General features: G+C 61.5%; 24 protein-coding genes. 10 read left to right on the forward strand and 14 right to left on the reverse strand.

The window, feature by feature from the left end:
• Positions 1-93: 93 nt before the first annotated feature.
• The 4 genes from coaD to CXK96_RS11825 all read right to left on the reverse strand — a co-directional run bounded on the left by coaD (position 94) and on the right by CXK96_RS11825 (position 4,312).
• Positions 94-576 (reverse strand): pantetheine-phosphate adenylyltransferase, encoded by a 483-nt coding sequence (coaD, locus tag CXK96_RS11810; RefSeq protein WP_029404817.1) that lies wholly within the window; start codon positions 574-576, stop codon positions 94-96.
• Between the two features lie 105 nt (positions 577-681).
• A complete protein-coding gene (locus CXK96_RS11815; protein ID WP_102836639.1) occupies positions 682-2,277 on the reverse strand; it encodes a GMC family oxidoreductase in 1,596 nt (531 codons plus the stop codon).
• Positions 2,278-2,319: 42 nt separating this feature from the next.
• Entirely contained in the window at positions 2,320-2,856 is a 537-nt protein-coding gene (locus tag CXK96_RS11820) for a twin-arginine translocation pathway signal protein (protein ID WP_102836640.1), read from the reverse strand.
• 25 nt (positions 2,857-2,881) lie between these two features.
• On the reverse strand, positions 2,882-4,312 hold the full coding sequence (locus CXK96_RS11825) for a coniferyl aldehyde dehydrogenase (RefSeq protein ID WP_102836641.1): 1,431 nt from the start codon (positions 4,310-4,312) through the stop codon (positions 2,882-2,884).
• Positions 4,313-4,446: 134 nt separating this feature from the next.
• Between CXK96_RS11825 and CXK96_RS11830 the strand changes: the two genes are divergently transcribed.
• Complete coding sequence (locus tag CXK96_RS11830) at positions 4,447-5,106, forward strand: TetR/AcrR family transcriptional regulator (protein ID WP_102836642.1); 660 nt, start codon at positions 4,447-4,449, stop codon at positions 5,104-5,106.
• A gap of 30 nt (positions 5,107-5,136) precedes the next feature.
• Here CXK96_RS11830 and CXK96_RS11835 read toward each other — a convergent pair whose 3' ends face one another.
• From CXK96_RS11835 to CXK96_RS11850, 4 genes are all read right to left on the reverse strand, one after another.
• Positions 5,137-6,117: a hydrolase gene (locus CXK96_RS11835; protein WP_102836785.1), complete on the reverse strand. Its 981-nt coding sequence runs from the start codon at positions 6,115-6,117 to the stop codon at positions 5,137-5,139.
• Between the two features lie 118 nt (positions 6,118-6,235).
• A complete protein-coding gene (gene rsmD / locus CXK96_RS11840) occupies positions 6,236-6,835 on the reverse strand; it encodes a 16S rRNA (guanine(966)-N(2))-methyltransferase RsmD (RefSeq protein ID WP_102836643.1) in 600 nt (199 codons plus the stop codon).
• Positions 6,835-8,385: a M16 family metallopeptidase gene (locus CXK96_RS11845; protein WP_102836644.1), complete on the reverse strand. Its 1,551-nt coding sequence runs from the start codon at positions 8,383-8,385 to the stop codon at positions 6,835-6,837. Before CXK96_RS11845 ends, rsmD begins: the two co-directional genes overlap by 1 nt.
• Entirely contained in the window at positions 8,378-9,730 is a 1,353-nt protein-coding gene (locus CXK96_RS11850) for a M16 family metallopeptidase (protein WP_102836645.1), read from the reverse strand. Before CXK96_RS11850 ends, CXK96_RS11845 begins: the two co-directional genes overlap by 8 nt.
• Positions 9,731-9,968: 238 nt before the next feature.
• Here CXK96_RS11850 and ftsY point away from each other — a divergent pair, with 238 nt between their 5' ends.
• From ftsY to rpoH, 4 genes are all read left to right on the forward strand, one after another.
• A complete protein-coding gene (ftsY, locus tag CXK96_RS11855) occupies positions 9,969-11,312 on the forward strand; it encodes a signal recognition particle-docking protein FtsY (protein WP_102836646.1) in 1,344 nt (447 codons plus the stop codon).
• Entirely contained in the window at positions 11,309-11,980 is a 672-nt protein-coding gene (gene ftsE / locus CXK96_RS11860) for a cell division ATP-binding protein FtsE (protein WP_073299191.1), read from the forward strand. The genes ftsY and ftsE overlap by 4 nt, the downstream gene beginning before the upstream one ends.
• Entirely contained in the window at positions 11,977-12,987 is a 1,011-nt protein-coding gene (ftsX, locus tag CXK96_RS11865; protein WP_102836647.1) for a permease-like cell division protein FtsX, read from the forward strand. Before ftsE ends, ftsX begins: the two co-directional genes overlap by 4 nt.
• 107 nt (positions 12,988-13,094) lie before the next feature.
• Positions 13,095-13,949, forward strand: coding sequence for an RNA polymerase sigma factor RpoH (rpoH, locus tag CXK96_RS11870; RefSeq protein WP_102836648.1), 855 nt, complete (start codon positions 13,095-13,097; stop codon positions 13,947-13,949).
• Positions 13,950-14,055: 106 nt separating this feature from the next.
• On the opposite strand, the gene CXK96_RS11875 is transcribed toward rpoH, so the two are convergent.
• Together CXK96_RS11875 and mtgA are read right to left on the reverse strand one after the other, a co-directional pair.
• The gene (locus tag CXK96_RS11875) at positions 14,056-16,608 is read right to left on the reverse strand and encodes a hybrid sensor histidine kinase/response regulator (RefSeq protein ID WP_102836649.1); all 2,553 of its coding nucleotides are present in this window, start codon (positions 16,606-16,608) and stop codon (positions 14,056-14,058) included.
• Between the two features lie 225 nt (positions 16,609-16,833).
• Positions 16,834-17,544, reverse strand: a complete 711-nt coding sequence (gene mtgA, locus CXK96_RS11880) for a monofunctional biosynthetic peptidoglycan transglycosylase (protein WP_102836650.1) — start codon at positions 17,542-17,544, stop codon at positions 16,834-16,836.
• 71 nt (positions 17,545-17,615) lie between these two features.
• Between mtgA and CXK96_RS11885 the strand changes: the two genes are divergently transcribed.
• The 5 genes from CXK96_RS11885 (at position 17,616) to CXK96_RS11905 (ending at position 21,470) form a co-directional block, all read left to right on the forward strand.
• Positions 17,616-17,990 carry a DUF423 domain-containing protein gene (locus CXK96_RS11885; protein ID WP_102836651.1) on the forward strand — a complete coding sequence of 125 codons (375 nt, stop codon included), beginning with the start codon at positions 17,616-17,618 and terminating at the stop codon, positions 17,988-17,990.
• 105 nt (positions 17,991-18,095) lie between these two features.
• Positions 18,096-18,296 carry a sulfur carrier protein ThiS gene (thiS, locus tag CXK96_RS11890; RefSeq protein ID WP_029404606.1) on the forward strand — a complete coding sequence of 67 codons (201 nt, stop codon included), beginning with the start codon at positions 18,096-18,098 and terminating at the stop codon, positions 18,294-18,296.
• Positions 18,297-18,380: 84 nt separating this feature from the next.
• The gene (locus tag CXK96_RS11895) at positions 18,381-19,175 is read left to right on the forward strand and encodes a thiazole synthase (protein ID WP_073299185.1); all 795 of its coding nucleotides are present in this window, start codon (positions 18,381-18,383) and stop codon (positions 19,173-19,175) included.
• Positions 19,176-19,248: 73 nt separating this feature from the next.
• The gene (trmB, locus tag CXK96_RS11900) at positions 19,249-19,959 is read left to right on the forward strand and encodes a tRNA (guanosine(46)-N7)-methyltransferase TrmB (RefSeq protein WP_102836652.1); all 711 of its coding nucleotides are present in this window, start codon (positions 19,249-19,251) and stop codon (positions 19,957-19,959) included.
• Between the two features lie 173 nt (positions 19,960-20,132).
• Complete coding sequence (locus tag CXK96_RS11905) at positions 20,133-21,470, forward strand: DUF1329 domain-containing protein (RefSeq protein WP_102836653.1); 1,338 nt, start codon at positions 20,133-20,135, stop codon at positions 21,468-21,470.
• A 70-nt stretch (positions 21,471-21,540) separates the two neighbouring features.
• Here the strand turns inward: CXK96_RS11905 and CXK96_RS11910 are convergent, their stop codons facing one another.
• From CXK96_RS11910 to CXK96_RS11925, 4 genes are read right to left on the reverse strand one after another with little or no spacing between them, the layout of a single operon-like run.
• Positions 21,541-21,864 (reverse strand): DUF3392 domain-containing protein, encoded by a 324-nt coding sequence (locus CXK96_RS11910; RefSeq protein WP_102836654.1) that lies wholly within the window; start codon positions 21,862-21,864, stop codon positions 21,541-21,543.
• A 9-nt stretch (positions 21,865-21,873) separates the two neighbouring features.
• Positions 21,874-23,061 carry a radical SAM family heme chaperone HemW gene (gene hemW / locus CXK96_RS11915; RefSeq protein WP_180981519.1) on the reverse strand — a complete coding sequence of 396 codons (1,188 nt, stop codon included), beginning with the start codon at positions 23,059-23,061 and terminating at the stop codon, positions 21,874-21,876.
• Positions 23,058-23,654, reverse strand: coding sequence for an RdgB/HAM1 family non-canonical purine NTP pyrophosphatase (gene rdgB, locus CXK96_RS11920; RefSeq protein WP_102836655.1), 597 nt, complete (start codon positions 23,652-23,654; stop codon positions 23,058-23,060). Before rdgB ends, hemW begins: the two co-directional genes overlap by 4 nt.
• The gene (locus tag CXK96_RS11925; protein ID WP_102836656.1) at positions 23,651-24,073 is read right to left on the reverse strand and encodes a DUF4426 domain-containing protein; all 423 of its coding nucleotides are present in this window, start codon (positions 24,071-24,073) and stop codon (positions 23,651-23,653) included. Before CXK96_RS11925 ends, rdgB begins: the two co-directional genes overlap by 4 nt.
• Between the last annotated feature and the right edge of the window lie 12 nt (positions 24,074-24,085).

The raw sequence follows: 24,085 nt of genomic DNA on the forward strand, positions 1-24,085 counted from the left end.
GACGCGCCAATTTTGCCGCATCGACTCGCCCGGTGCACGCGGCAGTGATCACCCTTTTGTCGCTGAGTGTCTGCCGCGCAAAGCTGGAGTGCTTCAGCGCGAGCCGTAGCGCTCGGTCAACGCCTTCATCACCGAGGGGTGAACGAATTTGCTGACATCGCCCCCAAGCCGGGCGATCTCGCGGACTAGGGTCGAGGAAATATAGGAGAATTTTTCCGATGGCGTCAGAAACAAACTCTCCACGTCCGGAACGAGCTGACGGTTCATATTGGCCAGCTGGAACTCGTATTCGAAGTCCGAAACCGCCCGAAGACCGCGCAGCAGTACGTTGGCTTTCTGTTCGGTAACGAAGTGCGCCAGCAGGGTGGAAAACCCCATCACCTTGACGTTCGGCAGATGCGAGGTCACTTCCTTGGCCAGTGCAACGCGTTGTTCCAGCGGGAACAGCGGATTCTTGTTGGGGCTGGCAGCGACGGCAATGATGACTTCATCGAACAGGCGCGAGGCGCGCTCGACCAGGTCGGTATGGCCCATGGTGATCGGGTCGAAGGTTCCCGGATACAGCACTCGATTCATCGCGGCGTCCTGACGCTTGCGTGGGGGGTGGATGGTAGCGGCTCGGTGTCGGCAGCGTAAAGCATCAAAGCGGATGGCTGCCGAATGTCAGCACAACGAAGCCGTTCATGGGTTTTTTAACCTTTCGGCCAATTGACTCGAGAGGTTCGCGGCAAGGCCATAAATGGACAATTGCGGGTTGGCACCGATGCTGGTGGGAAACAGCGAACCGTCGTGGATCGACAGGTTGTCCATCTGATGATGCCGGCCAAGGCTGTCAGTGACCGCCTGAAGCGGGTCTTCGCCCATGGCGCAACCGCCCATCACATGGGCGCTGCCGAGGCGGGTGCGGTACAGCTCCAGACTCAGTCCATCGATCATCTGGCGCGCGTGTTCGAGGCTGGTGGCATGACTGGCGTCGCTGTGCAGCGGCAGGACGGTTCTGGCGCCCGCAGCGAACTGGACCTCCGCCATGCTGTGGTAGGCGCGGCGAATCCCGTCCCAGGTGTAGGGGGTCATCCTGTAGTCGAGGGTGGGGGTGCCGTCGCTACGTAGCTGAACCCTGCCCTCGGCGCTGTCAGGGTGAAAGCCGTCGCGCATCAGCGCAATCATGGCATTGGTATGCGGCAACTGCTCCATGCGCAGGGCATTGTCGATCCCTCCGCGGCCGAGCAATGTTGCGGCCAGGGCCGGGTGGATGGGCGGCACTTCCAGCTTGTAGGACATACGCCCGGCGGTGCCGTCATCCCATTGGAACTGATCGGAATAGATCGACTGAGGCGCGCCGTAGAACGGGTTGATCACCTGCTCGAACTGGGCGGCAGAGAAATTCACCAGATGCAGAAAGGTGCGTTTACCGACGCGCTGATGTGGGTCGGGCGCGTCTGAGCGCAACAGGATTGCCGGTGTGTTGATCCCGCCGCCAGCGAGGATGTAGTGGCGCGCACGCACCCGAATCTTGTGGCCGGTCGGCGCAACGCTGCGCGCATCCATGGCGAAGCACTCCAGTGCGGTGACGCGTGACTTGTCCAGAACAAGGCGTTCGGCGCGAGCGAGGTAAAGCAGCTCGCCGCCGGAATCCAGAGTGGCCGGGATGGTTGTCACCAGCATCGACTGTTTGGCATTGGTCGGGCAGCCCATGCCGCAGTAACCCAGGTTCCAGCAGCCTCGCACGTTGCGCGGGATCACCGCCCAGCTGTAACCGAGCGCTGAACAGCCGTCGCGGATCACCTGATTGTTGGCGTTGGGCGGCAGTGGCCATGGCTCGATGCCCAGACGCTGTTCCATGCGTTCGAACCAGGGCGCCATGGAGTGTTCGGAAAGCCCTTTGACGGAATGTTCACGCGCCCAGTGCTCCAGGGTGGCAGCTGGGGTGCGGAAACTCGATGTCCAGTTCACCAGTGTCGAACCGCCGACGGCGCGGCCCTGCAGGATGGTGATGGCGCCGTCCTTGCTGGTACGGCCGATCGCCTCCTGATAGAGCGAGGCGTAGGCGGACGGCTCCTGCATGTCGAAGTCGCGGCTGCTGCGCAGCGGGCCCTCCTCGATCAGCAGTACCTTGTAGCCGGCTGCGCTGAGGAGCTCGGCACTGGTGGCACCGCCAGCCCCGCTGCCAACGATGGCAATGTCGGCGTCGAGTGTAAGGTCCCGTTCGAGCTGCGAACCGTCATGGGTCTTCCAGCCTCGGGCTATACCTTCGGCAAAGGGGTCGGTAACAGGCATTGCGGATTCCTCAAGTCGGTCGAGCGGTCACTGCATTCATCGCTAGATAACCGGCGGGCCGGGGTAGCCGCAGTGACGCCAGGATTCCGGTCGGCCATACCAGGCCATCAGGATCATCTGCTGAAGCGAGGCATGACCCTGGCGCAACAGTGCGACCGAGCTGTTCTCCCATCGCTGTAGAAACGCCTGTACCTCGCCATCCTGCGCCTGTTCCCAGGTGCCCCATATGCCAGTCAGCGGGCCGCGGGTGAGGGTAAGAGAGAGCAAATCAAACAACTGCTGCACCTGTTTCAACACGGCGGGCGACAGATGGGCGAGCCCTTGATCGAGGCTCGTCAGGGTGCCCTGCACGGCGCTGGGCATGTTCGATTCCGGCACGGCGCCTTCCAGCAGGACTGGCGTCAAGCGCTGTAGCATCGGCAGGTCGCTGTCGCGCAACTGCGTGAAGCCCGCAGCAGACCGCTCACCACGACAGCCGGACAAACTGCCGAGCAGGCCTGCGCCGGCCAAGGCGGCGCTGCCAAACAGCCCAACCCTGAGAAGGCTGCGGCGGGAAAATGATCGCTCGGTACTGGTCATTGTTGTTGTCACCGATTGCGCTTTTTCAACGCACGAAGAGCTTGTAGACCAGCTTCTGCAGCGCCTTGCCGTAAGGGGGGTAGATCATCCGGGCGGCATTGAATCGCTGCTTGATGAATACGCCTTTGGCCTTGCTGAACGTAAGGAATCCGTCGTGCCCGTGGTAGTGGCCCATCCCTGACGGGCCTACGCCACCAAAGGGCAGATCATCCTGTGCGACATGCAGCAGCGTGTCGTTGAGGCAGACACCGCCAGAATGGGTATGACGCAGCACATGGCGCTGCTCGCTCCGGTCGTAGCCGAAGTAATACAGCGCCAGTGGGCGTGGACGTGCGTTGACATAGGCGAGCGCCTGGTCGATCCCGTCATATGGCACCACCGGCAGCAGCGGGCCGAAGATCTCGTCCTGCATGACCTGCATCTCGTCGGTGACGTCGAGCAGCAGGCAGTGCGGCATGCGCCGGTCCTGCCCCTGTTCGAACAGCGGGAGCAGGCGCGCACCCTTGACCTGGGCATCGTCCAGATAGCCTTGCAAGCGGGCCTGCTGCCGCCGGTTGACGATGGAGGTGTAGTCCGGGTTGTCCGCCAGCTGTGGATAAAAACGCTGAACGACCTTTCGATAGGCCTCGACAAAGTCATCGATGCGCTGCCGTGGAACCAGCACGTAGTCCGGCGCGACACAGGTCTGCCCGGCGTTGAGCGTCTTGCCAAAGGCGATGCGCTCGGCAGCGTCGGCGAGCGGCACGTCGTTTGAAACGATAGCGGGCGATTTGCCGCCCAGTTCGAGTGTCACCGGGGTCAGGTTTTCTGCGGCGGCTCGCATGACGTGACGGCCTACGCTGGTACTGCCGGTGAACAACAGGTGATCGAAAGGCAGCTTGGAAAACGCGATGCCCACATCCGCCTCGCCAAGGACAACCGCGACCTGGTCCTCGGGAAAGATCTGTGCGAGCAAGTCCTTGAGTAGCTGGCCGGTAACCGGTGTCGACTCGCTCATCTTCAGCATCACCCGGTTGCCGGCAGCCAGCGCGCCGATCAGCGGGCCGATGGCCAGATACAACGGGTAGTTCCACGGCACGATAATGCCGACCACCCCGAGTGGCTGGTAAACGACGCGGGCGCTGGCGGGCTGAAAGGCCAGCCCAACACTGCGCCGAGAAGGCTTCATCCAACGCGGCAGGAGGCGTTTGGTGTGGCGAATGCCATGCAGGCTGGGCATGATCTCGGCGAGTCGAGTCTCGTCAGCCGAGCGATTACCGAAATCCTCGCTGATGGCATCGATCACCGGCTGCTGATGACTGGCGAGCAAGTCATGCAGTGCCTCTAGCCACTGCAGACGATCCGCTGCAGTAGGGCTGGGATAGGCCTGAAAAGCACTGCGCTGACGCTCGAATAACGCCTGCAAACGCTCGGTTTCGAGATGGGTGGGATGCGAATACACAGCGTCGGCAAGCATGGACGATGCTCCGGAAAGGCGACAGATCGGAGATTTCTAGAGTAAAAACTCTAAACTGTCAAACCTGTGCGCACTCACGGCGGTCGGGTTACCTTTGCGTTCCGGCTCTAGCACGACGAAAGTAGCTTTCCGCAATGTCCCCGAAACCAAGAACCCGCGAGCGCATCCTGCAGGCCAGCCTCGAGCTGTTCAACGCCCAGGGCGAGCGCAGCGTGACCACGAATCACATCGCTGCGCACCTGGAGATTTCGCCCGGCAACCTCTATTACCACTTCCGCAACAAGCAGGCGATCATCGCCGAGTTGTTCGATCGTTATGAGCGGAAAGTCGATGGATTTTTGCAACTGCCGGAAGGCCGGGCGCTAACCATCGAGGACAAGACCGGGTACCTCGAAGCGCTGCTCTCGGCAATGTGGGACTACCGTTTCGTGCACCGTGATCTTGAGCATCTGTTGAGTGGCGACGACATGCTTGCCGGGCGCTACCGGCTGTTTGCCAGACGCCATTTGCTGAGTGCGCAGAGGATCTATCAAGGCTTCGTCGATGCCGGAATCCTCCGGATGACGCCTCCCCAGGTAGAAGCACTGGCCGTCAATGCGTGGATCATCATGACGTCATGGGTGCCCTTTCTCTGTACCGTGGACGGTTCCGAGGACATACGCATGGATAGAAACATGCTCCGTCGCGGGATCTTTCAGCTGTTGGCGCTAGAGGATGGGTTCGTGACAGACGCTGCACGCCCCGGCGTTTCAAGTTTGTTGGCGCAACTGCACGCCCCGATCATGAACGGTTGATCGGCCAGCCAGCGATACCTGTCTTGCCTGTCATGTCTGCTCAAGCCACTCCGGTATCCGCCGCTCCAGGTAATAGCTTGGCTTTAACGGCGAGCTCTCGACGAAGCCGACGTGCCCGCCGGACTTATGCAGTTCCAGCGTGGTGGTGGCTGAAAGCTCATCGGATTCTGGCAGGCTGTGGCGAAATACAAACGGATCGTCCTCGGCCTGGATTAGCAGGGTAGGGATGCGGATGTCCGGCAGGAAGTAGCGGCTCGAGGCGCGGCGATAGTAGTCTCGTGCATCGGTATAGCCGTGCAGCGGGGCGGTGAAGCGGCCATCGAAGTCCCAGAAGGTGCGCATGCCCTCCAGCGATCCCAGGCGCTTCAATGCCGAGAGATGGGCGTCATTACCCGTGCTTGCGAAGAGTCGCTGCTTGTCCCTGACATAGGCGACCATCTCGCGCATGAAATGCGCCTGATACACCCGCGAAAAGCCCAATCCGATACGGTCAGCGCACTGGTCCAGGCGAAAGGGTACGGAAACCGCCACGGCCCTTTGCAGCGGCGCGGCCCGGCCGGTCTCGCCGAGGTATTTGAGCAGCACGTTGCCCCCTAGCGAATAACCCACGGCATAGAGCGGCGCCAATGGCCGTGCGGCCTGTAGGTGAGCGATCACTTCGGTCAGGTCATCGCTGGCGCCGGAATGATAGGCGCGCGGGAGCAGGTTCGGCTCGCCAGAGCACCCTCGCCAGTTGATGGCGACGCTTGCCCAGTTTCGGCTCGCCAGTTGCCGTTGCAGGCCGAGCACATAGAGCGAATTCGATGAGCCGGTCAGGCCATGCAATACCAGCACGAGCGGTGCCGCGGGATCATGTGGGCCGTGCCAATCGAGATCGATGAAGTCTTCGTCTGCCAGCCATAACCGCTCTCGCCGGCGCTGAAGCACAGGCGTTCGGCGGCAGAACGGGTTCCATAGCGTTTGCAGGTGGCCGCCGGGCAACCACCAGGCCGGGGCGAAGGGGGGATCCATTTCAGGTGCAAAGTCTGTATCGGGAATGGTGGCGGACATGATCACCCTGGGTCGATTGCAATGCGATCCGTGTGGCCTGGTTGCCTTGGTCCAACCAGGCCACGGCGCGGCCTGAGCCTTACGCTTCGCCGGTGCGCTCCCACAGCGCGTAGTTCACCTTGCCCGCCTGTTTTTCGCGGTGCAGACGCCAGTTGCCAGGCAGGCCGAGGGTGGAAGGGGCGGCTTCGCTCTCGGTGTAAACCCAGGCGTGCTTCGCCAGCCAGCCCCGGTTCTCCAGCAGTTCGCAGGTGGGCTGCAGCAGGTTCTTGTTGAACGGCGGATCGAGAAACACCAGGTCGAAGGGGGTCGGGCTCTGGGTTTCGAGATAGCGCAGGGCATCGCTCTGTAGCAGCTGACCCTGGCCACACTTGAGCGTGTCGAGATGCTTACGCAAATTGGCGATGGCATTGGCGTTCACATCCAGCGCGAGAGCCATGCTGGCACCGCGCGAGAGGGCTTCTAGGTAGAGCGCGCCACTGCCGGTAAAGGGATCGAGCACGCGTGCACCGGAGAGGTAGGGGGCGAGCCAGTTGAACAGCGTCTCGCGCACGCGATCAGGTGTCGGTCGCAGGCCCTCGGCGTCGGGGAAGCCGAAGCGACGGCTGCGCCATTCGCCGCCGATGATACGCAACTGGCCTTGGCCCCCATGGGCGGAGGGGCGGACGGGTGGATTGGCCATCAATGCTCCGGAACGCTGCTGGGTTGTTCGAGGGGCTTCGTGCTCGGCGGGGGCAGCGGCTTCTGCTCAACCTGCGGACCTGCGGTGACAATCACGAAGTCGTCCGGGCTCAGATGCTTGTTCATCGCGGCCTTGACGTCTTCGACCGACAGCGCCTGGACCTGTTGCATGAAGTCTTCAAGGTGGGTCAGCGGCAGGTCATAGAAACCGATGCTTCCCAGCTGGCCGACAATGTCGCTGTTGCTTGCCGTCGACAGCGGAAAGCTGCCAGCGACTTCGCGCTTGCTGCGCGCCAGCTCAGCGTCGGTTGGACCCTTCTCCAGATATTCGGCCACCAGACGCTGAACCAGCACCAGCGTACCTTCAGCCAGTTCGGCACGGGTCTGCAGATTGATCATGAACGGGCCGGCGACCTGCATTGGACTGAAGCCGGAATAGACGCCGTAGGTCAGCCCACGTTTTTCGCGCACCTCCTCCATCAGACGCGTGCCGAAACCGCCGCCGCCGAGAATCTGATTGCCTAGATACAGCGCGGCGTAATCAGGATGGCCACGAGGTATGCCCAGTTGCGCCAACATCAGGTGGGTCTGGTTGGAGGGGAATTCGATGTTTTGAGTGCCAGCGGTTGGCTCGCTGGGTGACGGCGGGGGCGGTAGCGCAGGGCCTTGGGGCAGCGCTGCGGAGACCTGCGCGGCGATGGTTTCGGCTTCCTCGCGGCTGAGGTCGCCAACCAGCGCAATTACCGCGTTACCGGCGGTGTACCCCTTCTGATGAAACGCGCGCAGCTCTGCGACGATGATGCCCGGGATCGACTCTGGCGTACCTTCGCTGGGATGAGCATAGGGGTGATCGCCGTAGAGCTGCTCGAAGAGTTCAAGGCTGGCGAGCTTGCCCGGGTTCTGCTTCTGGAATTCAAAGCCGGCCAAGACCTGATTCTTGATTCGCTGCAGCGAGTCGTCCGGAAAGCTCGGTTGGCCCACGACATGGCTGAACAGCTGCAGCGCCGGCTCGCGCTTGTCCGGCTCGCTGAGACTGCGCAGGCTGGCGACCGCCATGTCGCGGTAGGAGCCGTTGCCGAAATCTGCACCTAGGCCTTCGAAGCCTTTGGCAATCGCGGTGACGTCCTTGCCTTCTATGCCCTCGTTGAGCATGGCGTTGGTCAGCATGGCCAGGCCCGGCACGCCATCATCCTGGCTGCTGCCCGCAGCAAAGGTCAGGCGCAGGTCGAACATCGGCAACTGATGCGCCTCGACGAACAGCACCTTGGCCCCGCCAGTGGTCTGCCAGCTCTGAATGTCGAGTTCACGGCGGGCCAGCGGCTTGTCGCCGAGCTCGGCCAACGACTCGATCTGTGTGCTGGCGGCTTCGGCCTCCTTGGCCTCAATGGCGATGGCCTGTCCGGACTCTGCCGGTGTGGCGACGGTTTCTTCGGTCGGTACCGGAATGGATGCGACGGCATCGCCGGCTTCTTCGTTGCAGGCGGCCAGGCCGAGGCAGGACGCCAGCGCCAGGCCGAGCAGGCCGCGACGCAACAGGTGGCGATCACTCATCGCTGGACTCCTCGGGTAGAACATGGGCAACGCTCAGGCGCGAGCGAGTGAAGTAGGTGCGAGCAGCCTGCTGGATGTCCTCAGGCGTAACGGCTTCCAGGGCGCTGAGCTCTTCGTCCATCAGCCGCCAGGAGAGCCCGACAGTTTCAAGCTGACCGATGGTGGTCGCTTGCTGTGTGATGGAGTCGCGCTCGTACACCAGCCCGGCGATGACCTGAGCGCGGACCCGGCCCAGTTCCTCGGCCGATGGTGCGGTTTGCTTGAGCTGTTCCAGCTGCTTCCAGAGACCGGCCTCGACTTCTTCCAGCGTTCGGCCTTTCTGCATGTTTGGCGCGGCGCTCAAGGCGAACAGCGTATCGCCGCGAGCGTAGGCGTTGTACCAGGCCGAGGCGCTGGTCACTAATTCCTCGCCTCGTTCGAGTTGCTGGGGTAGGCGCGCGCTGTAGCCGCCATCGAGCAGCGCGCTGATCAGCCGCAGCGCATGGATCTGCCTCGGGTTTTTGCTGGTGGCCAGGCTCGGCGTGTTGAAGGCCATGATCAGACTGGGGACCCGGGTTTGCACATGCAGGCGCAGCCGGCGCTCACCGGGCTCGTCCAGTTCCAATGGGCGATTGGCATTGGGTACGTCCTGTTTCTTGATCGGCCCGAAGTAGCGTTCCGCCAAGGTGCGGACTTCATCGACCGTAACGTCGCCGACCACTACCAGGGTTGCGTTGTTGGGCGCGTACCAGCGCTCGTACCAGGTGCGCAGGTCCTCGACGGTCATCCGCTTGAGATCGGCCATCCAACCAATGGTCGGGATGTGGTAGCCGCTGGCTGGATAAGCCATGGCCTCGAAGCGCTCGAAAGCCAGCGCGCTGGGCTTGTCGTCGGTGCGCAGGCGGCGCTCCTCCATGATCACTTCTATTTCGCGCTCAAATTCCTCTGCCGGCAGCTTGAGGCTCGCCAGACGATCAGCTTCCAGTTCGAAGGCCACGGCCAGGCGGTCGCGCGCCAGTACCTGGTAGTAGGCGGTGTAATCGTCGCTGGTGAACGCGTTTTCCTCGGCGCCAAGTTCGCGCAGGATGCGCGAGGCCTCGCCAGGGCCAAGCTTGCGGCTGCCCTTGAACATCATGTGTTCGAGGGCGTGGGACAGGCCGGTCTGTCCGGGCGACTCATAGCTGGAGCCGACCTTGTACCAGAGCTGGGAGACGACTATCGGCGCCCGGTGATCTTCTCGCAAGATCACCTTGAGGCCGTTATCCAGAAAGAACTCGTGGGTGGGCTGGGCTTCGGCAGCCATGACCAGCGGTAGGTACAGGGTGCCGAGTAGCAGGGCTGCGGCGCGGCGTAGCATCAGAGGCATAAGAAGAAAGGCTCGTTCAGTGATCGATCCCGCCCGCGAGGACGCTGGCTGGTGAGGGCACGCGAGCCATGGTACTGGGGCACTTGTGTCAGGGCAAAGGCATATGGAGGTGCTTGCCGGTGCGGCAGGCTGGGCGGATGGCCACGCTTAGCGAAGGCCGATGCTCAATGCTAGGATAGCGCCCGTCTGGCTGGTGGCATGTCCACCGGCGTATCGCCCTCTTGAGAAAATCTTCTCCATGTTTGGTTCAAACGACGATAAGAAGGCGCCGGCCGAGGCTGGCGAGAAGAAAGGCTTGTTTGGCTGGTTTCGCAAGAAGCCGCAGTCACCAGCGGCCGAACCGCCGCCTGCCGAGCCGCTGGAAGACAGCCAGCCGTTCGCCGACGAGCCCGATACCGCATTGCCCGACGAGGCAGAAACGGTCGAAGAGTCCCCGCCTGCGGAGCCGGAGCCTGCCCAGGCGGAGCCCGAAGAAGAGCCGCAGATCAAACCGGCCGCTGAATTGCAGCTTGAGCCCGAGGCAGAGCCCGAGCCTACGCCGGAGCTGGTTCAGCCTGAAGAAGTGCCCGAATCGCCAGTGTTGGCCGAGATTGCCGTCGAGCCTGCCCCGGCTCCGGTTGTCCAAGAACCCCCAGCCAAGCTCGGCTTCTTCGCGCGTCTCAAGCAAGGTTTGTCGAAAACCAGCGCCAGCATTGGCGAAGGTATGGCCAGTCTGTTTCTCGGCAAGAAAGCCATCGACGATGACCTTCTTGATGAGCTGGAAACCCGCCTGCTGACAGCCGATGTTGGCGTAGAGGCCACCACGGCGATCATGCAGAACCTGGCGCGCCGAGTCTCGCGCAAGGAGCTGGCTGACAGCGGTGCGCTGTATAAGGCGTTGCAGGAAGAACTCGCCAGCCTGCTCAAACCTGTGGAACAACCGCTGCTGATTGACGGCAGCAAGCAGCCGTTCGTGATCCTTGTGGTAGGTGTCAACGGCGTTGGCAAGACCACGACCATCGGCAAGCTGGCGAAGAAGCTGCAACTCGAAGGCAAGAAAGTCATGTTGGCCGCAGGCGACACCTTCCGTGCGGCTGCAGTCGAGCAGCTGCAGATCTGGGGTGAGCGCAACAACATCGCGGTGATCGCCCAGCACACGGGGGCGGACTCCGCTTCGGTGATCTTCGATGCGGTGCAAGCGGCCAAGGCCCGGGGCATCGATGTGCTCATCGCCGACACTGCCGGACGCCTGCATACCAAGGACAACCTGATGGAGGAGCTGAAAAAGGTCCGTCGGGTGATGGGCAAGCTCGATGAAACTGCGCCGCACGAAGTGCTGCTGGTGCTCGACGCCGGAACCGGTCAGAACGCGATCAACCAGACCAAGCAGTTCAATCAGTCGGTCGAGCTGACCGGCCTGGCACTGACCAAACTCGACGGTACCGCGAAGGGCGGCGTGATCTTTGCTCTGGCCAAACAGTTCGGCACGCCGATCCGCTACATCGGCGTTGGTGAGGGCATCGATGACTTGCGAACCTTCGAGGCGAACGCCTTCGTCGACGCCCTGTTTGCCGAGAAGGGGACGGGCGGAGCCTCGTCATGATCCGTTTCGAACAGGTGGGCAAGCGCTATCCCAACGGCCACGTCGGATTGCACGAGCTTTCCTTCCATGTGCAACGCGGCGAGTTCCTCTTCGTTACCGGGCACTCCGGCGCCGGTAAGAGCACCTTGTTGCGTTTGCTGCTGGCGATGGAAAGGCCCAGCAGTGGCAAGCTTCTATTGGCTGGCCAGGATCTGTCGCGAATCAGCAATGCGCAGATTCCGTTTCTCCGTCGGCAAATCGGCGTGGTGTTCCAGAACCACCAACTGCTGTTTGATCGCACCGTGTTCGACAATGCCGCCTTGCCGTTGCAGATCCTCGGGTTGAACAAGCGCGAAATCGGCCAGCGTGTAATGACAGCGCTCGAGCGCGTCAGTCTGAAGGACAAGGCGCTGCAGTACCCCTCCGATCTCTCCACCGGTCAGCAACAGCGGGTCGGCATTGCCCGCGCCGTGGTGCACCGCCCGGCATTGCTGCTCGCCGACGAACCGACCGGCAACCTCGACCCGCGTCTCGCGGCTGAAATCATGGGCGTATTCGAAGACATCAACCGCCTCGGCACCACGGTGCTGATCGCCAGCCACGACCTGGCGCTGATTGCCCGCATGCGTCACCGCATGCTCACGTTGCAACGTGGCCGATTGATCGGCGACGGGGAGGCCACCCGATGAGCGCACCCGAGCAGAACCCGAATCCAGCCGAACGCGCGGGCGGTGTACGCAACAAGCCCGAGCAGCCGAAGAGCGATGAGCCGGACTTCAACACCCTGTTTCATGCCTGGGTTGAAAGCCACCGAGCCAGCGTGGTGGATAGCGTCGGCAGGCTGATCAAGCAACCGATCGGTAGCTTCTTTACCTGCCTGGTCATGGCGGTCGCATTGAGCTTGCCGATGGGGCTGGCGCTGTTACTGGACAATGTCGAGCGGCTCGGCGGCTCCTGGCAGCGGGCGGCGCAGATTTCGCTGTTCATGCAGCTGGATGTAGACGGGGCGCAAGGACAGGTACTGCGCGAGCAAGTTCTGGCGATGCCCGACGTGTCCGAAGCCAGCTGGATCAGTCGCGAGCAGGCGCTGGAAGAGTTTCAACAACTGTCGGGACTCGGCGAGGCCTTGCGGGAGCTGCCGGAGAACCCGTTGCCCGGCGTCATCCTGGTGACACCCAACGAAGTTGATCGCGATAACCTCGAGGCGCTGCGCCAACGCTTGGCGGAGTTGCCCGGCGTCGAGCAGGCGCAGCTGGACCTGCTCTGGGTCGAGCGGTTGACCGCAATTCTCAAATTGGGTGATCGGTTCGTGTTCGGGCTTAGCCTGTTGCTGATCGCGACGCTGCTGCTGGTCATCGGTAATACCATCCGCCTGCATATCGAAAACCGGCGCACCGAGATTGAAGTGGTGAAGCTGGTCGGCGGTACCGACGGCTACGTTCGGCGTCCGTTTCTCTACATGGGCGCGTTGTACGGGCTGGGAGCAGGCCTGATGGCCTGGGTCTTGTTGGCTTATGGGCTCGGCTGGTTGAACGAGGCGGTCATAGGCTTGGCTGGCTTGTATAACAGTGACTTTGGTCTGGCAGGTGTGCCAGCCGATGACGGGCTCTCGCTCGTGCTGGGTGCCGTGCTGCTGGGTTATATAGGCGCCTGGCTAGCCGTGGCGAGGCATTTGAGCGAGCTTTCTCCTCGCTAAGTTGTTGATTTAGATGGATTTATTAGGCTGTAAGGAAACTTTTCCACAGGCTTGCAGTCTCATGCGGCAGTGCTAAACTGCTGCAGCTTCATTTTTGGAGGACCTGCATGACATCTAATCTCCAACCTGTTCAAGCCCTGGTCCCGGGAGGCAATCTCGAGGCCTATGTGCAGACGGTCAACAGCATTCCGCTGCTCACGGTCGAGCAGGAACGCGACTTGGCTGGACGTCTGTTCTACCAACAGGACCTCGAGGCCGCCCGTCAGATGGTGCTGGCCCACCTGCGCTTCGTCGTACACATCGCCCGCAGCTATTCCGGCTACGGTCTGGCACAGGCCGATCTGATCCAGGAAGGCAACGTCGGCCTGATGAAGGCGGTCAAGCGCTTCAACCCGGAAATGGGTGTGCGTCTGGTTTCTTTTGCCGTGCATTGGATCAAGGCCGAAATCCACGAGTTCATCCTGCGCAACTGGCGCATCGTCAAGGTCGCCACGACCAAGGCGCAACGCAAGCTGTTCTTCAACCTGCGTAGTCAGAAGAAGCGTCTGGCCTGGTTGAACAATGACGAGGTCGAGCGGGTTGCCGACAGCCTCGGCGTTGAGGCTCGCGAAGTCCGCGAGATGGAAAGCCGTCTCACCGGGCACGATATGGCATTCGATCCCTCTGCCGATGCGGATGATGACAGCGCTTATCAGTCGCCAGCGCATTATCTCGAGGATCATCGCTACGACCCGGCTCGGCAACTCGAGGATGCCGATTGGAGCGATAACTCCAATTCGAACCTGCACGAAGCGCTGGACACGCTCGATGAGCGCAGCCGCGACATCCTTCAGCAGCGTTGGCTGAGCGATACCAAAGCGACTCTGCATGATCTCGCTGCCAAGTATGGGGTTTCTGCTGAGCGGATTCGTCAGCTTGAGAAAAATGCGATGAACAAGCTCAAGGGTTCCATTCAGGCTTGATAGTCCTGGCCTGAATCGTCATCCCGAGCCTAGAGGCGCTGCAACTGCAGCGCCTTTTTTATAGTCGGACCGAAAGGAAGGGGTCGCATTCGGATTGTCGCTGGCATCAGCGGCAGTGCCTGGAGCTCTCCAGACTGTCGGTAAGGGCAATCAACAATTGGGCCGCGCTGATGGGTTTGTGTAGCCAGGTGATCCCCGAGTCTTCGGCGTTCTGCTCGAAGTGGCTGGCCGCCGATATCACGATAATCGGCAGATCACGCGTGTCAGCGTTGCGACGCACTTCGTCAATCAGCTCGCGTCCGCTGCCGTCAGGAAGATGTAAATCTAGCGTCATGGCCTCGTAACGGGTGCTCGCCAGCTTGTCTCTTGCAGCGTGCAGGCTCTGCACGCGATCAACCGCGTAACCAGCATCGCGCAGCATCAGCAGCAGCAACCGGCCAGTGTCCGGCTCGTCTTCGATCACCAGCAGGCGAGGCTGGCCTTGGTCCGGTGCCATGGTGGCCGACTCGAGGATTGGCAGCTCGCACCAGAACGTTGTGCCTTGGCCTTCGGCTGTATCAAAGCCGACACGGCCGCCCATCCGCTCGATGAATTCCTTGGTAATGGCGAGCCCCAGGCCTGTGCCGCCCTTCTGGCGACTGTCTGAGGCATCAGCTTGCGCAAATTTTTCAAATACCCGCGTCTGGAAGCTTGCCGGGATGCCCGGCCCCTGATCGGTCACGCTGATGCGAACATGGGTGGGGTCAGGCTGGCTGCAATGCAGAGTGACCTGACCTCCTTCCGGGGTGTATTTGATCGCGTTCGAAAGGAAGTTGGTCAGAACCTGCTGCAGGCGCAAACCGTCGACCCATACCTGCACGTTGGCTGGGTCACACAGTATGCAGTCCACCCCAAAATGTGCGGCGAAGGCCTGGTTGCTGGTCATCGCCTCATCCAGCAATTGGCGCAGCGATTGCTCGCGCATATCGAAGGTCATCTTGCCTGCGGTGATCTTCTCCATATCCAGCAGATCGTTGATCAGGTAACCCAACCGCAGGCTGTTGCGGTGCGCGATCTCCAGCATCTGCTGGATGGCAGGCGGAGTGTCGCCCAGGGCGCCGCCGGTTATCAGGCCCAGGGCACCGCTGATGGATGTCAGCGGGGTGCGCAGCTCGTGGCTTACCGTCGAGACGAACTCGTCTTTCATTTGTTCGATGCGCTTGTGCTCGGTCAGATCCATGCTGGTGCCGCTGATCCGCAGCGGCTGGCCGTCGCGGTCGCGCTGGATGTAGCCGCGGATGAGCACAGGCGTGATCTTGCCGCTTTTGTGCTGCAGACGTAGCTCGGTGGTGAAGTGATCAACCGCCGAGAGCATGGTCTGGGCCAGTTGGGTCCGCTCCTGAGGCAGATCCTCAGCTACGATGAGTCGCTCCCAGAGCTTGAGATCCGAACTCAACTCGCCGGGACGGTAGCCGAGCATGTGCCAGGCGCGCGGCGATGCATAGAAGGTTCCCGCTTCCAAGTTCATGTCCCACAGCCCGTCATTGCTGCCTTTGAGGGCAAGGCTGAGGCGTTCTTCACTGAGCTGAAGGGCGCGTTTGTTTTCGCGGATGTCTTCGGTCATCTGCTGGGCCAGCGCTTCGGCACGGCGGCGTCTGAGCAGCAGCGAAAACGTCAGCAGGAACAGCAGCGCGCTCAGGCCGGTGCCGAGGCCCGTTATCAGTCCTTTGTTGGTATGGAAAAACTGCTCGAAGGCCGGACGGCTTTCCAGGCGCAGCGTCCATGTCTGGCCATAGAGATTCAGCTCTACCACCTTGCTGTATTGGGCTTGCCCGATATCAGGGGCACCTTGACTGGCAAAGATCAGCTGCTCGGCTTGCTCGGTATCGCCTGCGTAGATGTGCAAGCTCAGGTTGGGGTTGGCTGCGCCTAGGATTCCTCGCATCAGGTCGTCCAGGCGGTAGGGGCTGTAGACGAAGCCCTTCAACGCTTGCAAACGCTGGGTCACAGACGTTAGCGGCTCCTCAGGATGGTAGAACGGTACATACATAAGGATGCCCGCCTGAACCTTGCCGTGAGTTTCCTGGCGTAACGTGACTTTCCCTGTGATCTGGGTTGTTCCGGTTTCGGCAGCGCTGAGCATGGCCTGCCGGCGAACCGGCTCGGAGAACATGTCAAAGCCGAAAGCGGCCAGGTTGCGATCGCGGAAAGGTTCGAGGAAGACGATGGGGGTGTATAGCGAGCGGTCCGCCCCTTGCGGGTAGACATCGTAGTCGGTATAGCCTTCAGCCCGGACGCTCTGCACATGGCTCTCGATATCAGACGGCAGCAGCGCCTTGGCAAAGCCGACCCCCTGAATGCCCGGGTAGCGCTCGGCCAGATGCAGTCGCTCGTTGTATTCACGCCACTCCGCGCGCGATACCTCTCCAGAGGCATCAAACAGTCCAGCCGCCCCGAGCAGGATTTGCTCGTGGTCCGTCATGCGTTTATGAATGGCTTCTATGGTGGTGTTTACCAACAGGTCGAACTGCTTGAGCGCGGCCCGCTCCTCTTTCATCTGCAGATGATTGAGAAGGGCCAGCTGTACCAACAGCGCCAACCCGAGTACGAGCCACGCGATGCTGTTACGCCAGTGAAAGAATTGCCGCACCTTGCTGAAAGGTGCACTTGTTCCGCTCATGCTATCTGCCGTGCGTGAGTGACGAATGGCGAGAAGGTATCGTCGCCCGGTTCGGCGACCTTCCTCACATGCGGGGCGTAGCCCGGCATTCACCCCATATATTAATCGCAGCTTACTCGCTGGGATGGCGTACTGCCATAACGCCCCGACAGAGCGCATCGGCTGTTACCTTGGTCTTTGGACGGGCGCTAAAGCCGGCCCGTCACGGTATGTTTCGGGTTACCTTCAGCGTGACTGGCTCGCTGATAGCTTGTTCAGGTATCCGCTGCCGCCCAGTTGCCTCACCTGCTTCCGTATCCAGGCGGCGCGACTGCGCACATGCGGACCGGGTCGACCGGCATTCCACTCGCGAGGATTAGGCAGTACAGCGGCCAGCTGGCTGGCCTGGCTGGCAGACAGGTAGGGTGCGCCAATGTCGAAATGATGCTGCGCGGCGGCTTCGGCGCCGAATATCCCATTGCCCCATTCGACGCTGTTCAGATAGACCTCCAGAATCCGCTGTTTCGGCCACAGCAGTTCTATCCAGCCGGTGAACCAGACTTCCAGTCCCTTGCGCAGCCAGCTGCGTCCGGACCAAAGAAACAGGTTCTTCGCCACTTGCTGGCTCAGGGTGCTGGCGCCACGGAGCGAGCCGCCACGTTCGTTGTGCTCGAATGCGGCGCGAATCGCAGCGATATCGAAGCCCCAGTGGTCGGCGAATTTCTGGTCTTCGGCTGCGATGACCGACATCTTTAAGTCGTCCGGCAGTGCTTTCCAAGGCCGCCAGTTGCGCTGCAGGTCAATGCTTTCACCGCTGGTCCAGGATTCGATCTTGCGTTCAACCATCAGCGCTGTGAAGGGCGGCGGCACCCACCGCAGCACCAGCACCAGCAATACGGACAGAGCCGTCAGCCATAGCAGCAGTTTGGTGAGTCGGCGTAGCAGTGCTCGAAGCATGGGGCGTGGTCGCAACCGGGGAGAACGGGCATTATAACGGTGCATACAGTCCCTGACCGGAAGGCCCCCGAATGATTCGCCCGTTTCTTATGCTCGCTGGATTCTTCGGCTTGACCGGCGTCGCGCTTGGCGCTTTCGCAGCCCATGGATTGAAAAGTCGTCTGGCTGCTGACTACCTCGCCGTGTTTCAGACCGGCGTGCACTACCAACTGATCCACGCGTTGGCGTTATTCGGCATCGCCTTGCTGGCGCTGCATGCGCCGAGCCGTCTGCTGGTCGCTGCAGGTGGCTTGTTTACGCTGGGTATCCTGCTGTTTTCCGGCAGCCTCTATCTGTTGACCCTGACGGGCGTCGGCAAGCTTGGAATCATCACACCCATCGGTGGCACGGCGTTTCTGGCCGGCTGGATCTGTTTGATGGTGGCCGCCTGGAACCTGCGCGTCTGATCGGACCGCATGCATGCGGCGGAGATGAATGGTGGCTGCGGCTGCCTTGGTTGACCGAGTCGATCGGGCTAGAATGCTGGCCCTTTTGCAATGGTGGCGATCACTATGCACATCCAGTTGAACGGCGAGCGCTACGAGCTCCCTGACGGTCAGTCGGTGGCCGATCTGCTGCAGCGCCTGGAGCTGACTGGGCGCAGACTGGCGGTCGAGCTCAATCGCGAGATCGTGCCGCGTAGCCAACATGCCGCGACGACGCTGGTCGAGGGCGACCAGATTGAAGTCGTACATGCGATTGGCGGCGGCTGACGAGCCCGCCGCGCCGATAATTCCCGGACGTCGCCCGTGCAGCGGCGTATTTCACGCTTCATTTGATCTGTACAGGATGGTCGCATGAGCCCAGTTCCGCACGACAAACCCTTCACGCTTGCGGGCCGCACCTATCAGTCGCGCCTGCTGGTAGGCACCGGTAAATACAAAGATCTCGACGAGACCCGAGCCGCCATCGAAGCTTCCGGTGCGCAGATCGTCACCGTTGCGGTGCGCCGTACCAACATCGGCCAGAACCCAGGCGAGCCCAATCTGCTGGATGTGATCTCGCCGGACCGCTACACGATCCTGCCGAACACTGCTGGCTGCTATGACGCCGAAGAGGCTGTGCGCACCTGCCGCCTGGCCCGTGAACTGCTCGATGGGCACAAGCTGGTCAAGCTGGAAGTACTGGCGGATCAGAAGACCCTGTTCCCCAACGTGATTGAAACCCTCAAGGCCGCGGAAGTACTGGTCAAGGATGGTTTCGACGTCATGGTCTACACCAGCGACGACCCGATCATCGCCCGCCAGCTGGCCGAGATGGGTTGCATCGCGGTCATGCCCCTGGCTGGTCTGATTGGTACGGGGTTGGGTATCTGCAACCCATACAACCTGCGCATCATTCTTGAAGAGGCCAAGGTTCCGGTTCTGGTTGACGCCGGGGTAGGCACTGCCTCCGACGCGACCATCGCCATGGAGCTCGGCTGCGAAGCCGTACTCATGAACAGCGCCATTGCCCATGCGCAGAATCCGGTGCTGATGGCAGAAGCCATGAAGTACGCGATTGATGCCGGCCGCCTGGCCTACTTGGCCGGCCGCATGCCGAAGAAGCTCTATGCCAGCGCCTCCTCGCCGCTGGAAGGCCTGATTCGCTAGTTCTCCCTTTCCTGTTTCTGGCCGCGTGATCGCTCGATCACGCGGCCAGCCTTTTTTAACTGTAGGTTCGTTCATGAGTGACATTCCAACCCCGGCCGAGGGCCAACGGCGCATGCGCACCATCAAGAGCTTCGTGATGCGTGCAGGTCGTATGACCGAAGGGCAGCAGCGTGGCCTGGATCAGGGCTGGCCCCGGTTCGGCCTGGAGCTGGCGGACGGCCTGCGAGATTTCGATGAGGTCTTCGGGCGACAGGCACCGCGTACGTTCGAGATCGGCTTTGGCATGGGCCACTCCACCCTGGAAATGGCCGCAGCGGCTCCTGAGCAGGACTTCATTGCGGTTGAAGTGCACTCGCCAGGCGTAGGGGCGCTGCTAAGCGGACTTCTGTCACAAAATCTGAACAACGTACGCATCTACAGTTGCGATGCGCTCGAAGTGCTGCGTGAATGCGTCCCCGATGCCAGCCTGGACCGGGTCCTGCTGTTTTTCCCCGATCCCTGGCACAAAAGTCGCCACCACAAGCGGCGCATCGTCCAGCCGGCATTCGCCGAACTGGTACGGCAGAAACTCAAGGTCGGTGGTGTGTTGCACATGGCGACCGACTGGGAAGCCTATGCGGAGCACATGCTTGAGGTCATGAGCGTTGCGCCTGGTTATCGTAACCAGGCCACGAGTGGCAGCTACATCGAGCGTCCCTCGGAGCGTCCAACGACCAAGTTCGAGCGGCGCGGTGAGCGACTAGGCCACGGCGTCTGGGACCTCAAGTTCGAGCGCATCGACTGATCCATTGAAATACGCGTCACCGTTACATCCGGCAGAGCCGCGACCCAGCGGCCCAGGGACGATCCAATAACGAGAAATGCCAGGAAGGACTATTCCCAACGCCTCAACGAGCGCTCTGCCTGCGGGTCAGAGCCGTCATCTGCCGCGCCAGCCGCGCTGCAAGGAGCAAACAGATGTACAGAAAATTCGGAATTCTGCTGCTGGCGGCCTGCGCCAGCCAGGCTCAAGCCAAGGTCGACGACATGCAGGCCGTGCGCCTGGGCCAGGATCTGACCCCGCTGGGTGCCGAGCGCGCTGGCAACGCCGCTGGCACCATTCCGGCCTGGACGGGGGGCGTGCAGCCACCGGCAGGCTACGAAGTGGGCATGCACCACCCGGACCCTTATGCGGCAGACCCGGTGCTCTACCAGGTGGATCAGAGCAACGTCGGGCAGTACGCTGCCTTGCTGCCAGAGGGGCTGCGAGCGCTGGTCGAACAGTATCCTGACTTCCACCTGCGGGTATTTCCAACACGTCGCAGTGCCAGCAACCCGCAGCGCATTTATGACGCTACACGGCTGAACGCGGTCAATGCCGAGTTGATTGCCAACGGCAACGGGATCAAGGGTGCCTTCGCTGGCATTCCATTTCCCATCCCGCAGGACGGGATGGAAGTGATCTGGAACCATGTCTTGCACTACAAGGGCGACCAGACTCACTTCGTCAACAATCAGGCCGTCGTCATCAACGGCAGCCCGACCTATATCAAACGTGATCGCGAGATCTACTACGTCTACAACCGTGAAGGCATGACCCAGGCCGACCTGGACAATACTTCGCTGTACTACAAATACCGTGTGACCGCGCCGGCCAAGCTCTCGGGAACTGCCCTGGTGGTTCAGGACCCGCTTGATCAGGTCCTGGCGGTGCGCAAGGCCTGGCGCTACAGCCCGGCTGACCGCCGCGTTCGGCGGCTGCCGTCGCTCGCTTACGATTCGCTGCAGCCCGACACCAGCGGTCTGGCCACAGCGGATGTGGTGGATTCCTTCAACGGCGCACCGGACCGCTATGAGTGGAAGCTGGTCGCCAAGCGCGAAATGCTGGTGCCGTACAACAGCTACGCGGTCCACCAGCAGGGCATGCCCTACGACAACATCGTCGGTCCGCGTACCTTGAATCCGGAATTGCTGCGCTATGAGTTGCATCGGGTCTGGGTCGTCGATGCCACACTACGCAAGGGCTACAGCCATCCCTATAGCAAGCGCCGGTTCTATGTCGATGAGGACAGCTGGTCGATCCTGGCGGTCGACCTGTACGACGAACAGGGGGAGCTGATCGGCCTGCAGGAGAGCCATCCGATCAGTTACTACGAGCTTCCGATGTTCAACAGCACGGTCGAAACGCTATACCACCTCAAAGAGGGCAACTACTTCGTCGATGGGTTGGACAACAACGAGCCGATGTATGACTTCGGCGCCAGGCTTGGTCCGCGTGACTTCTCGCCGGCAGCGCTGCGTCGTGGTGGCAACTGACCGATTGCCAGTAAACAAGAAGCCGCCTAATGGCGGCTTTTTTGCGTCTGGATCCGGCGGCTGTGCTTGATCAGTTGCGGTCGGCAACGACGCCGATAATGAACAACACCAGCAGTAGCACCGGCGCTAGGGTGTAGTTGTTGAACTGCGCCAAACCCTTCGCCAGCCAAGGGCTGAGATAGATGATGCCCAGACCGTAGACCAGTGCGCAGAAGATCACAAAGGCCAGTGTTCGGAGGACGAAGTTGAGTCCGCCGATGTTTTTCTGCACCCACGCATTCAAGGCGGGGCCGAACAGGACAAACAGCGTGGCCATGATCGTCAGGGAGATATCAAACAGGTGGTGGCGACTCCAGCGCGACAAGGTGGCGATGAGGTCCAGTACGAGATCCATGCAGGGTCCTTAGGGCAGGAAAAGTTGCAACAGGTCGTTGAGAAAAAGCTGGCCTTTGGCGGTAGCCACCAGCCGCTGCGGGTCAGGCTCCAGCAGGCCGCGCGCTTCAGCGTCGCGTCGTCCGGCGGCCAGCAGGTCCAACGAGAGGCCGGTGCGCTGAGTGAACATCAATGAAGGCACGCCGTCGGTGAGGCGCAGCACGTTCATCAGGAATTCGAAGGGTAATTCGTCCTGCGCGAGCTGCTTGTGGCCCGCACGGAAGCGTTTGTCCGGGTCGAGATAGTCTTTGGGCAGGCGGGTTTTCCAGTGCCGGTAGATCTCGCCGTCTGCTGCGGTCCACTTACCATGGGCACCCGCACCGAGGCCGAGGAAGTCGCCGAAGGTCCAGTAATTGAGGTTGTGCCGCGCCTGCCGACCCGGTTGCGCATAAGCCGAGGTTTCATACTGGCGATAGCCGTGTTCGGCGAGCAGTGCCTGTCCGGCTTCCTGGATGTCCCAGAGGGTTTCGTCTTCCGGCAATCGGGGCGGTTTGTTCCAGAACTCAGTGTTCGGCTCGACCGTGAGCTGATACCAGGACAGGTGCGTAGGCTGTTGGGCGATGGCGATGCGCAGGTCGCTCAGGGCGTCCTCCAGGCTCTGTTCAGGCAGGCCGTGCATCAGGTCCAGATTGAAATTATCGAAGCCCGCTGCGCGCGCCATGTCGGCGGCCCGGATCGCTTCGTCGCCATCATGGATACGACCGAGGGCCTCCAGCTTGGCGGGCTGGAAGCTCTGGACGCCGATCGACAAGCGGTTGATGCCGAGACTGCGATAGTCACGGAATTTTGCCTGTTCGAAAGTGCCGGGGTTGGCCTCCAAGGTGATTTCGATGTCCTCGGCGAACCCGACCCGCTGCCGCATGCCGTCAAGGATTCGCGCCAGTGCGCTGGCGGAGAACAGGCTCGGCGTGCCGCCGCCGAAAAAGATCGATGTCAGCCGGCGGCTCTGGATCTGCTCCAGATCGGCATCCAGGTCAGCCAGCAGCGCCTCGACATAAGCGTCCTCGGGCAGCGAGGCGCCGGCAGCATGGGAGTTGAAGTCGCAATACGGGCATTTGCGCACGCACCAGGGAATGTGAACGTAGGCCGCCAGCGGCGGCAATCCCAGGCGCGATGCCGCAGGCGGCTCCGGAGCGCCGCCGCTGGGAACTGCGGTCATGCGATCCCCAGCCGCTGCTTGAGCAGGGCCATGGCGCGGGCCCGATGGCTGAGCTGGTTCTTGTCCTTCGGTGCCAGCTCGGCGCTGGAGCAGTCTCGTTCCGGCACCCAGAACAGAGGGTCGTAACCGAAGCCATGCTCCCCCTGAGAACTGTGCAGAATGCGGCCCTGCCAGAGTCCTTCGCAGATAATCGGCAACGGATCATCAGCATGCCTCAGCAGCGCCAGCGCGCAGACGAACTGTGCGCTACGTCCGGCGTCCGGCACATCCTTCAGGGCATCGAGCAGTTTGGCATTGTTTGCCGCATCGCCCTGGCCATTGGCGTAGCGTGCCGAGTAGATGCCGGGTGCGCCGCCCAGATGATCCACTGCCAGCCCGGAATCATCGGCCAGCGCCGGCAAGCCGGATATGCGCGCCGCGTTGCGTGCTTTGAGAATGGCGTTCTCGACAAAGGAAAGCCCGGTTTCCTCTGGTTCGATGTCGCTGAACTCACCAATCGAGCGCACACGCACGGCGTCGCCGAGCATGGCCTGCAGCTCCTTGAGCTTGCCGGTGTTGTGGCTGGCCAGCACCAGTTCGTTGAAAAGCATCATTCGTCCGGGAAGACTTCTTGGCTGAAGTCGAAGTTGATCGCCGGGGCGCCGGCAGGCTGCACGTTCAGGTTGAAGCGCAGGGTTTCTTGCGAGTCGAAGGGGAACTGAGCCAGGTAGTAGATGGCCTGCTCGCCTTCTTTCAACTGCTTGAAGTTCAGGGTGTAATCCTGTCCGAGGAGGTTCTTCACCGTGCCATTGACCTGCGCTGCGGTCGGTTTGCCGGACTTGAGCACCGATATGTTGAGCACGCCTTGAGTCTTGCTGCGCACCAGGCCAGCTGCGGCGGCGATGTCAGGCTGCAGGAAGCCGGAATTGAAAGCGATGTAGTGCACATCGTATTCGCCGACGCTGTGTTTGCGCTCGGCCACGGCGGGCAGGGCGAATAACAGGGCGAGCAGGCATACCAGGCTAGATTTCATGAGTTACCTCCA

The sequence above is a fragment of the Stutzerimonas stutzeri genome, from assembly GCF_002890895.1.
Taxonomy (GTDB): domain Bacteria; phylum Pseudomonadota; class Gammaproteobacteria; order Pseudomonadales; family Pseudomonadaceae; genus Stutzerimonas; species Stutzerimonas stutzeri_AB.

What these genes read in the sequence shown, in the direction of transcription:
- coaD (WP_029404817.1), bottom strand. Translation starts at nt 576, where the DNA reads ATGAATCGAGTGCTGTATCCGGGAACCTTCGACCCGATCACCATGGGC.
- CXK96_RS11815 (WP_102836639.1), bottom strand. Translation starts at nt 2,277, where the DNA reads ATGCCTGTTACCGACCCCTTTGCCGAAGGTATAGCCCGAGGCTGGAAG.
- CXK96_RS11820 (WP_102836640.1), bottom strand. Translation starts at nt 2,856, where the DNA reads ATGACCAGTACCGAGCGATCATTTTCCCGCCGCAGCCTTCTCAGGGTT.
- CXK96_RS11825 (WP_102836641.1), bottom strand. Translation starts at nt 4,312, where the DNA reads ATGCTTGCCGACGCTGTGTATTCGCATCCCACCCATCTCGAAACCGAG.
- CXK96_RS11830 (WP_102836642.1), top strand. Translation starts at nt 4,447, where the DNA reads ATGTCCCCGAAACCAAGAACCCGCGAGCGCATCCTGCAGGCCAGCCTC.
- CXK96_RS11835 (WP_102836785.1), bottom strand. Translation starts at nt 6,117, where the DNA reads ATGGATCCCCCCTTCGCCCCGGCCTGGTGGTTGCCCGGCGGCCACCTG.
- rsmD (WP_102836643.1), bottom strand. Translation starts at nt 6,835, where the DNA reads ATGGCCAATCCACCCGTCCGCCCCTCCGCCCATGGGGGCCAAGGCCAG.
- CXK96_RS11845 (WP_102836644.1), bottom strand. Translation starts at nt 8,385, where the DNA reads ATGAGTGATCGCCACCTGTTGCGTCGCGGCCTGCTCGGCCTGGCGCTG.
- CXK96_RS11850 (WP_102836645.1), bottom strand. Translation starts at nt 9,730, where the DNA reads ATGCCTCTGATGCTACGCCGCGCCGCAGCCCTGCTACTCGGCACCCTG.
- ftsY (WP_102836646.1), top strand. Translation starts at nt 9,969, where the DNA reads ATGTTTGGTTCAAACGACGATAAGAAGGCGCCGGCCGAGGCTGGCGAG.
- ftsE (WP_073299191.1), top strand. Translation starts at nt 11,309, where the DNA reads ATGATCCGTTTCGAACAGGTGGGCAAGCGCTATCCCAACGGCCACGTC.
- ftsX (WP_102836647.1), top strand. Translation starts at nt 11,977, where the DNA reads ATGAGCGCACCCGAGCAGAACCCGAATCCAGCCGAACGCGCGGGCGGT.
- rpoH (WP_102836648.1), top strand. Translation starts at nt 13,095, where the DNA reads ATGACATCTAATCTCCAACCTGTTCAAGCCCTGGTCCCGGGAGGCAAT.
- CXK96_RS11875 (WP_102836649.1), bottom strand. Translation starts at nt 16,608, where the DNA reads ATGAGCGGAACAAGTGCACCTTTCAGCAAGGTGCGGCAATTCTTTCAC.
- mtgA (WP_102836650.1), bottom strand. Translation starts at nt 17,544, where the DNA reads ATGCTTCGAGCACTGCTACGCCGACTCACCAAACTGCTGCTATGGCTG.
- CXK96_RS11885 (WP_102836651.1), top strand. Translation starts at nt 17,616, where the DNA reads ATGATTCGCCCGTTTCTTATGCTCGCTGGATTCTTCGGCTTGACCGGC.
- thiS (WP_029404606.1), top strand. Translation starts at nt 18,096, where the DNA reads ATGCACATCCAGTTGAACGGCGAGCGCTACGAGCTCCCTGACGGTCAG.
- CXK96_RS11895 (WP_073299185.1), top strand. Translation starts at nt 18,381, where the DNA reads ATGAGCCCAGTTCCGCACGACAAACCCTTCACGCTTGCGGGCCGCACC.
- trmB (WP_102836652.1), top strand. Translation starts at nt 19,249, where the DNA reads ATGAGTGACATTCCAACCCCGGCCGAGGGCCAACGGCGCATGCGCACC.
- CXK96_RS11905 (WP_102836653.1), top strand. Translation starts at nt 20,133, where the DNA reads ATGTACAGAAAATTCGGAATTCTGCTGCTGGCGGCCTGCGCCAGCCAG.
- CXK96_RS11910 (WP_102836654.1), bottom strand. Translation starts at nt 21,864, where the DNA reads ATGGATCTCGTACTGGACCTCATCGCCACCTTGTCGCGCTGGAGTCGC.
- hemW (WP_180981519.1), bottom strand. Translation starts at nt 23,061, where the DNA reads ATGACCGCAGTTCCCAGCGGCGGCGCTCCGGAGCCGCCTGCGGCATCG.
- rdgB (WP_102836655.1), bottom strand. Translation starts at nt 23,654, where the DNA reads ATGATGCTTTTCAACGAACTGGTGCTGGCCAGCCACAACACCGGCAAG.
- CXK96_RS11925 (WP_102836656.1), bottom strand. Translation starts at nt 24,073, where the DNA reads ATGAAATCTAGCCTGGTATGCCTGCTCGCCCTGTTATTCGCCCTGCCC.